Raw genomic sequence first — 8738 nt, 5'->3', positions numbered from 1 at the left:
ATCCGGCACGAGCAGATCCAACCACATGACCGGCCGTCAGATCGACCCACGCCCCACCACACCCCACACACCCTGCGTCACCGCAAGGCGGACACCGTCACACTCCGATTTCCCAGTGAATGTTTGCTGCGATGGGCCTGGCCGTTGTTCGGACGGCAGATGTTCGTCGCCGCAATCAACATCTCCGCGACCAACGTCTCCCCGCCCAACATCTCCGCAGCGCCGGCGCAGAATCGGAGCCCGTAGCGCCGGCCGGCGGCCGGCGGCCGCGTCGGGCCCCGCACTCCTCGCACACCGGGCATAAGGTTTGGGCGCCCCAGGGCTAACGGCCCTAAGCGGACCGCGGGTGCGGGCATAGCGTGCAGCGTATGGCCGTGCAATCACGCCGAGACGTCGCACAACTGCCGGACCTGCTGCACGGGCATTCGCGCGCCGGGCCGGTGCGGGAGCGCCGTCCGGTCTACGTGGACCTGCTGCCGCCGTGCAACGCGGGGTGCCCGGCCGGGGAGAACATCCAGGCCTGGCTGGCTCATGCGCAGGCAGGCCAGCACGAGCAGGCGTGGCGGGCCTTGGTCGCCGACAATCCGATGCCTGCGATCCACGGACGGGTGTGCTACCACCCGTGCGAGAGCGTGTGCAACCGTGCGAGCCTCGACAGCGCCGTGTCGATCCACGGGGTCGAGCGGTTCCTGGGCGATCTCGCGCTGGAACAGGGATGGCTGTTCGACCCCGCGCCGGTGCGCAGCGGCCGCCGGGTGCTGGTCGTCGGTGCGGGGCCGAGCGGACTGTCCGCCGCCTACCACCTGGCCCGGCTGGGCCACGAGGTCGAGATCAGGGACGCCGGCGAGCAGCCCGGCGGGATGATGCGCTACGGCATCCCGTCCTACCGGCTGCCGCGCGACATCCTGGACGAAGAACTGGCCCGCATCGCCGAGCTGGGCGTACGCATCGTGTGCGGGCACCGGGTACAGGACCTGGGCGCCGAGCAGCATGAAGGCGGCTTCGACGCCGTGTTCGTCGCGGTCGGCGCCCACTTGTCCAAGCGCGTGGACATCCCGGCCACGGATGCGGGGCGGATCGTGGACGCGGTCTCGTTCCTGCGCGGCGTCGCATCGGGTGAAAGGCCCGTGATCGGCCGGCGCGTGGCCGTGTACGGCGGCGGAAACACCGCGATGGACGCGGCCCGAGTGGCCCGCCGCCTGGGCGCGCACGACGCGCTGATCGTCTACCGCCGCACCCGCAGCCAGATGCCGGCCCATCCCGAGGAGGCCGAGGAGGCCGAACGGGAAGGAGTGCGGATCAACTGGCTGCGCACCATCACCGCGTTCGACGGCCCGCAACTGACGGTCGAGGTCATGGAACTGGGCGAGGACGGTTTCCCCCGGCCGACCGGCCGGTTCGAGACGCTCGCCGCGGACACGGTGATCCTGGCGCTGGGCCAGGAGACCGACACCGCGTTCCTGCGCCAGATGCCCGGGGTGCAGTTCGAGCGCGACGGCACCGTGCAGGTCTCACCGCTGATGATGACCGGCTCCCCGGGCGTGTTCGCCGGAGGGGACATGGTGCCGGCCGAGCGCACGGTGACGGTCGGCGTCGGGCACGGCAAGAAGGCGGCGCGCAACATCGACGCCTGGCTGCGCGACACCCCGCCGGTGAACACGGCGAAACACCGGGTCGTCACCTTCAGCGACCTGAACCTGTGGTACTTCGGCGCCGCCGCCCGCCGCCAGCAGCCGCAGGCCGCGCCGCAGGAGCGGACGGCGGATTTCGGCGAGGTGCTCGGCGGCCTGGCCGAACCGGAGGCGACCTACGAGGCGCGCCGGTGCCTGTCCTGCGGCAACTGCTTCGAGTGCGACGGCTGCCTGGGCGCGTGCCCGGAGGACGCGGTGATCAAGCTCGGCGCCGGGCACCGCTACGAATTCGACTACGACCGGTGCACCGGCTGCGCCACCTGCTACGAGCAATGTCCGGTGCATTCGATCGAGATGGTCCCGGAGGGCGAGTGATGCGCGCCACCATCGACGGCAACGAGGCCGCGGCGTCCGTCGCCTACCGGCTGAGCGAAGTGTGCTGCATCTACCCGATCACGCCGTCCTCGCCGATGGCGGAGCTGGCCGACGAGTGGTCCAGCCAGGCGCGGCCCAACCTGTGGGGCTCGGTTCCCGCGGTGGTGGAGATGCAGAGCGAGGGCGGGGCCGCCGGCGCCTTGCACGGCGCGCTGCAGGGCGGGGCGCTGGCCACCACGTTCACCGCGTCGCAGGGCCTGCTGCTGATGATCCCGAACATGTACAAGATCGCCGGTGAGCTGACCGCGGCGGTGATGCACGTGGCCGCGCGGTCGATCGCGGCCCAGGGGCTGTCCATCTTCGGCGACCACTCGGACGTGATGGCGGTGCGGCAGACCGGTTTCGCGCTGCTCGCCTCCGCGTCCGTCCAGGAGGCCCACGACCTGGCCCTGGTCGCGCACGCCGCGACGCTGGCGACCCGCGTGCCGTTCGTGCACTTCTTCGACGGGTTTCGCACCTCGCACGAACTGAACACGATCGACCTGCTCTGCGACGACGACCTGCGCGCGCTGGTGCCCGCTCAACGGGTGCGCGAGCACCGCGCGCGTGCGCTGACCCCGGAGCGGCCGTTCATCCGAGGCACCGCGCAGAACCCTGACGTCTACTTCCAGGCGCGCGAGACGGTCAACCCGTTCTACGCCGGCGTGCCGGACGCGGTGCAGGGCGCGATGAACGCCCTGGGCGAACGCACCGGCCGCCGGTATCAGACCATTGAATACACCGGCCATCCGCAGGCCGAGCGGGTGATCGTGGTGATGGGCTCGGCCGCGCAGACGGTCGCGCAGACCGTGGCCCACCTGTCCGCGCTGGGCGAGCGGGTCGGCGCGCTCCAGGTGCGGCTGTTCCGGCCGTTCCCGGCCAAGGCGCTGCTCGACGCGCTGCCGGCGACGGTGCGGCGGATCGCGGTGCTCGACCGGACCAAGGAGCCCGGTTCGCTCGGCGAGCCGCTGTTCCTCGACGTGCTCGCCGCGCTGAGCGAGGCGCACACGGTCGGCGAGCGCGAGGTTCTGCCGCTGGTGACCGGTGGACGCTACGGCCTCTCGTCCAAGGAACTGACCCCGGGCATGGTCGCCGGGGTGTTCGGCGAACTGGCACGCGAGCGGCCGCGGCCCAGGTTCACGATCGGGATCACCGACGACGTCTCCGGCCTGAGCCTGCCCTACGACCCGTCCCTGGACATCGAGCCGCCCGGCACGGTGCGCGCGGTGTTCTTCGGCCTCGGCTCGGACGGGACCGTCGGCGCGAACAAGAACACCATCAAGATCCTGGGTGCCGAGGAGAACCTGCACGCGCAGGGCTACTTCGTCTACGACTCGAAGAAGTCCGGCTCGCAGACGGTCTCGCACCTGCGGTTCGGGCCGGCGCCGATCCGCGCGCCCTACCTGGTGGCGCAGGCCGGTTTCGTCGGCTGCCACCATTTCGGCCTGCTGGACCGGGTCGATGTGCTCGCCCTGGCGGCGCCCGGCGCGACGCTGCTGCTCAACTGCGCGCAGCCGCCGGAAGAGGTCTGGGACGCGCTGCCGCGCCCGGTGCAGGAGAAGATCCTGGCCAAGGGGATCGAGGTGTACGCGATCGACGCCGGGCGGATCGCCCGGGAGGTGGGCCTGGCCGGGCGCACCAACATCGTCCTGCAGACCTGCTTCTTCGCCATCTCCGGGGTACTGCCCCGGCAGGAGGCGATCGACAAGATCAAGTCGGCGATCGCCAAGACCTACGGGCACCGCGGCGCCGAGGTGGTCGAGCGCAACCAGGCCGCGGTCGACCGCGCGCTCGACGGACTGCACCGCATCGAGGTGCCCGCGCTGGCGACCTCCGCGCGGCAACTGCCCCCGGTCGTGCCGGCCGGCGCGCCGCAGTTCGTGCGCGAGGTCACCGCGCAGATGATGGCCGGGCGCGGGGACGAGCTGCCGGTCAGCGCGCTGCCGGTGGACGGCACCTATCCCAGCGGCACCGCGGCCTACGAGAAGCGCAACATCTCCGATCTGGTCGCGCACTGGGATCCCGACCTGTGCATCCAGTGCGGCAACTGCAGCTTCGTGTGCCCGCACAGCGTGATCAGGTCCACCTACTACGACCAGTCGCTGTTGGCCGGGGCGCCCCCGGCGTTCGCCTCGGCGCCGCTGGACGTGCGCGGGCTGCCGGACACCCGCTTCACCCTCCAGGTGTACGTCGAGGACTGCACCGGCTGCCGACTGTGCGTCGAAGCCTGCCCTGTCACCGCACCGGGCGATCCGGACCACAAGGCGATCAACCTCGCGGCGCGCGCGCCGCTGGTGGCCGCGCAGCGCGAGAACATCGCGTTCTTCGAGAGCCTGCCGGTGGCCGACCGCTCCCGGGTGGACTTCGGCACCGTGCGCGGCACCCAGTTCCTCACCCCGCTGTTCGAGTTCTCCGGAGCCTGCGCGGGCTGCGGGGAGACGCCCTACATCAAGCTGCTCTCACAGCTGTTCGGAGACCGGATGACGGTCGCCAACGCGACCGGATGCTCCTCGATCTACGGCGGGAACCTGCCCACCACGCCGTGGACGGCCGGACCGGACGGGCGCGGCCCGGCCTGGTCCAACTCCCTGTTCGAGGACAACGCCGAGTTCGGCCTGGGACTGCGGCTGGCCGCGGACCGGCACACCGCGCTGGCCCGCACCCGGCTGAGCGAACTGCGCGACACGGTCGGCGCCGACCTGGTCGAGGAGATCCTGAACGCGCCGCAACTGCGCGAGTCGGAACTGGCCGCCCAGCGCGAACGGGTCGCCGAACTGCGCCGCCGGCTCGAAACCCTCGACGGCGCCGCGCAGGACCTGCGCAGCGTGGTGGACCACCTGATCCGGCGCAGCGTGTGGATCATCGGCGGGGACGGCTGGGCGTACGACATCGGATCCGGCGGCCTGGACCACGTCCTGGCCAGCGGGCGCAACGTGAACGTGCTGGTGCTCGACACCGAGGTCTACTCCAACACCGGCGGCCAGGCCTCCAAGGCGACGCCGCTCGGCGCCGTGGCCAAGTTCGCCGCCGCCGGAAAGAGCGTGCCGAAGAAGGACCTCGCCCTGCAGGCGATCGCATACGGAAGCGTGTACGTCGCCCGGGTCGCGATGGGCGCCGACCCGCAGCAGACCCTGCGCGCCCTGCGCGAGGCAGAGGCCTACGACGGCCCCTCGCTGGTGATCGCCTACAGCCACTGCATCGCCCACGGCATCGAGATGCGCGACGGGCTCGACCAGCAGTACCGCGCCGTGGCCAGCGGCTACTGGCCCCTGATCCGCTACGACCCGGTGGTGCGCGAGTCCGGCGGCAACCCGTTCCTGCTCGACTCGCCCAGGCCGCGCATCGCGCTGACCGACTACACCCAGCGGGAACTGCGCTACCGCGCCCTGCGCAACAGCGACCCCGCCGAAGCCGAACGGCTGGCGATCCTGGCCCAAGAGGCGGTCGACCAGCGCTGGGACACCTACGAGCAGATGGCCACCCGTACCGCGCGACACTTCCCGGCCGACGCACGCAAGGAACGCTGATGGACCTCGCGACCAGATACATGGGCCTGACACTGCGCAACCCGCTGCTGGCCTCCGCCTCCCCACTGTCCAACACGCTGGACGGCGTCAAACGGCTCGCCGACGCCGGTGTCGCAGCGATCGTGCTCTACTCCCTGTTCGAGGAACAGGTGCGCCAAGAGGCGGAACGCAACGCGCGACTGGTCGACGCCGGCGCCGACAGCTTCGCCGAATCGCTCTCCTACTTCCCGGCCGGCGCGCAACTGGAGACCGAGCCGCCGCGCTATCTGAACCTGATCGAGCGCGCCGCGGGCGCCGTGCAGATCCCGGTGATCGCCAGCCTCAACGGGGCCACCCCCGGCGGCTGGACCTCCTACGCGCGCGCGATGCAGGACGCCGGCGCCGCGGCGATCGAGCTGAACATCTACTCCCTGCCCGGCGACCCGCACACCTCGGGCCGGGACGTGGAGCAGCGGCACCTCGACATCCTGCAACGGGTCAAGGACACGGTCAGCGTGCCCGTGGCGGTCAAGCTCGGCCCGCACTTCAGCTCGACCGGCGAGATCGCGCTGCGGCTGGACCGGGCGGGCGCGGACGCCCTGGTGTTGTTCAACCGGTTCCTGCAACCCGACGTCGACCCCGAACAGCTCACGGTGGTACCCGCCGTGGACCTGTCGCGTCCGGCCGAGGCCCGGCTCGCACGCACCTGGATCTCCCTGCTGCGCCACCAGGTGCGGGCCTCGCTCGCCGCGACCACCGGTGTCGAAGAACCCGCCGACGTGGTCAAGTACCTGCTGGCCGGCGCGGACGTGGTGATGAGCGCCTCCGCGTTGCTGCGCCACGGCCCGCAATACGCGACCGTGCTGCTCGACGGCCTGACCGCGTGGATGCGGCGCAAGGGGTACGCCTCGGTCGGGGAACTGCGCGGCCTGCTCGCCGTGCCCGCCGACTCCGATCAGGCCGCCTACGAACGCGCCGGGTATGTCCGGGCGCTGCGAGCCGCCAACGCCAGCCTCGGCCCCTGGTGAGCGCCGACCGAGACCGCCCGCGCGCCACCGCGGTCACCGCAGTCACCGAGCACACGCCGCTGCGCCCACGCTGATCGGTGCGGACGCACCGCCCGTACGGCGGATACCTGTGTGCCGGCGCTCCGCGGCACCGCAAGCCCGACCGCTGCGGACACCGGGCCGTTCGGCCGTGGGAAGCGGGCCGCGAACGACGGAGGCTCACACTGATCAGCAACCAGGCCTGGACCCTGTCGTGAGCCGAACCGGCCGAGGCGCGCCGATCAGGTGGGCGTGCGCGCCAGGACGGGATCGACCGCACCCGGCTGCCAGTACCCGAGCGATTCGGCGTAAAGCGGGCTGAGCGCGGACAACTCGGCCGGGCTCGCGACGAGCGGTTCGGCGCCGTCCAGCAGCAGGACCCTGCTGGCCCGCTGCGCGGAGCTCAGCCGGTGCGCGACCACGATCAGCGTGCCCGGCCGGGCCGCGAGGGCCGTCTCGACCCGCGCCTCGGCGGGCGGGTCGAGATGGCAGGTGGCCTCGTCCAGGATCACCACCGCGGCGTCGGACAGGAAGACACGCGTCGCGGCGAGCAGCTGGGCCTCCCCGCCGGACAGCGTGGCCGCCCCTGCGCCGACCTCGGCGTCCAGACCGCCGAGCCGGTCGATCACGGCGGCCAGCCCGGTCGCGGACGCGGCCGCGGCGATCCGCCCGTCATCCGCCCCGGGCGCGAGGTAGGTGAGGTTCTCGCGCAGCGTGCCGGCGAAGACATACGCTTCCTGAGGCACCAGCGCCCGGATGCGCCGCGCCCGCCGCGGCGGCAGCTCGCCGACCGCGACGCCGCCGAGCCGCACCTCCCCCCGCTCGGCGCGCAGCGCGCCGACCAGCAACTGCGTCAGCGTCGACTTGCCGATCCCGCTCGGGCCGACGACGGCGAGATGGTCGCCTTCCGGGATGCTCAACGTCAGGTCCGCGAACACCGGGTCGGCCGCCGCGCCGTAGCGGAACCGCAGACCGCGCACGCTGATCGCGTAACCGGACGGCTCCCGGACCGTGCCATCGCAGCCCGGGCCGCCGCCTGGCGCGCCGCTTGGCCCACCGCCGGCTGCTGCGACGGCCGCGGCCTCCTCGACCCCCGGCAGCCGGGGCCGGGGCGAGGCCCGCGGCGACGAGGTCGACTGCTGCCGCGACAGTCCGGGAACATCGGCGTCGGCATCGGGGTCGGCATCGGCTTCGTCGTCGGCGTCCGAGTCGATCACCGCCTGCTGGATCCGCCCCAGCACGGTGCCCAACTGGATGCCCCACGTGGTGGCGGCGGCGGCGAGCGAACGCAGCGCGGGAAGCATGCCGGCCGTCACGTAGGAGATCGCGCCGAGCAACTGGCCCGCGTCCAGCCGCCCGCCCCCCGCCAACCGGGACCCGGCGAGCAGAAGCCCGATCAGCGGCAACTCCCCGCCGAGCGAGACGGTGACGGTACGCAGCGCGCCGGCCCAGGCCAGACGCGTGGTCGCCGCGGCCTGACGAGCGATCAACTCGTCCAACCCGGCGCACGCCCGCCCTTGCGCGTTGCACACCACGATGTCGCGTACGGCACCGAGTACCGCACCCGACTCGGCGGCGATCGCCTCATCCAGCAGCACCACCGCCCGCCGGCGCCGCGCCAGCGTACGCAGGGACAGCGTGAACACGACACCTGACGCGGCCAGCGGCACCAGTACGAACGCGGCCACAGCCGGGGCGAGGGAGAGCAGGCCCACCAGCGCCGCGACGAGACCGACGGCCGAGGAACGCGCCGAGCGCAGAATCGCCCCGACCAGCCCGCGCACCGTCTCCACCTGACCGGTCAGCCGCGCGACGGCCGCGGTGTCAGGCACCTGGCTCTGCCGTACGGCTCGGCGCAGCGCGGCCCGCACCAGCCGCGTGACCAGCACGTCACGCAGCGGCTCGACCGTGTCGGCCAGCCACGGGAACATCGCCCGCGTCGCCACCGCGCCCAACAGCAGACCGGCAGCGAGCAGCAGCAGGAACAGCAGGCCGACCAGCGGCCGATGCACCAGGAAACCCCGGTTGACCGCCAACTCCAGTACCCGCCCGGACACCAGCACGGGCAGGCCCTGGACCAGGGACCACAGCAGGACGCGGACCAGCGGCCCGCGCACCGCGCGAAGGTCACGGCCGAGCAT

The 8738-nt window shown here is 72.4% G+C and carries 4 protein-coding genes; 3 read left to right on the top strand and 1 reads right to left on the bottom strand.

Features of this window, described 5'->3' with window-relative positions; all coding sequences use genetic code 11:
- Positions 1-368: 368 nt before the first annotated feature.
- Genes KGA66_RS26700 through KGA66_RS26690 form a run of 3 tightly spaced genes read left to right on the top strand, consistent with a single transcriptional unit; the run spans position 369 to position 6579 of the window.
- Positions 369-2006, top strand: a complete 1638-nt coding sequence (locus tag KGA66_RS26700; protein WP_211471942.1) for an NAD(P)-binding protein — start codon at positions 369-371, stop codon at positions 2004-2006.
- Positions 2003-5572, top strand: a complete 3570-nt coding sequence (gene nifJ, locus KGA66_RS26695; protein ID WP_369015972.1) for a pyruvate:ferredoxin (flavodoxin) oxidoreductase — start codon at positions 2003-2005, stop codon at positions 5570-5572. The genes KGA66_RS26700 and nifJ overlap by 4 nt, the downstream gene beginning before the upstream one ends.
- Positions 5569-6579: a dihydroorotate dehydrogenase-like protein gene (locus KGA66_RS26690; protein WP_369015973.1), complete on the top strand. Its 1011-nt coding sequence runs from the start codon at positions 5569-5571 to the stop codon at positions 6577-6579. The genes nifJ and KGA66_RS26690 overlap by 4 nt, the downstream gene beginning before the upstream one ends.
- Before the next feature lie 260 nt (positions 6580-6839).
- On the opposite strand, the gene KGA66_RS26685 is transcribed toward KGA66_RS26690, so the two are convergent.
- The coding region (locus KGA66_RS26685; RefSeq protein ID WP_211471936.1) for an ATP-binding cassette domain-containing protein at positions 6840-8738 on the bottom strand (1899 nt) is incomplete at its 5' end.

It is taken from the genome of Actinocrinis puniceicyclus (assembly GCF_018283645.1).
In the GTDB taxonomy this organism is placed as follows: Bacteria; Actinomycetota; Actinomycetes; order Streptomycetales; family Catenulisporaceae; genus Actinocrinis; species Actinocrinis puniceicyclus.
This window is presented reverse-complemented; position numbering and strand designations above follow the sequence as displayed.

Bases quoted from the DNA above. Each gene is read 5' to 3' on its own strand.
- KGA66_RS26700 (WP_211471942.1), top strand. From the start codon at position 369: ATGGCCGTGCAATCACGCCGAGACGTCGCACAACTGCCGGACCTGCTG.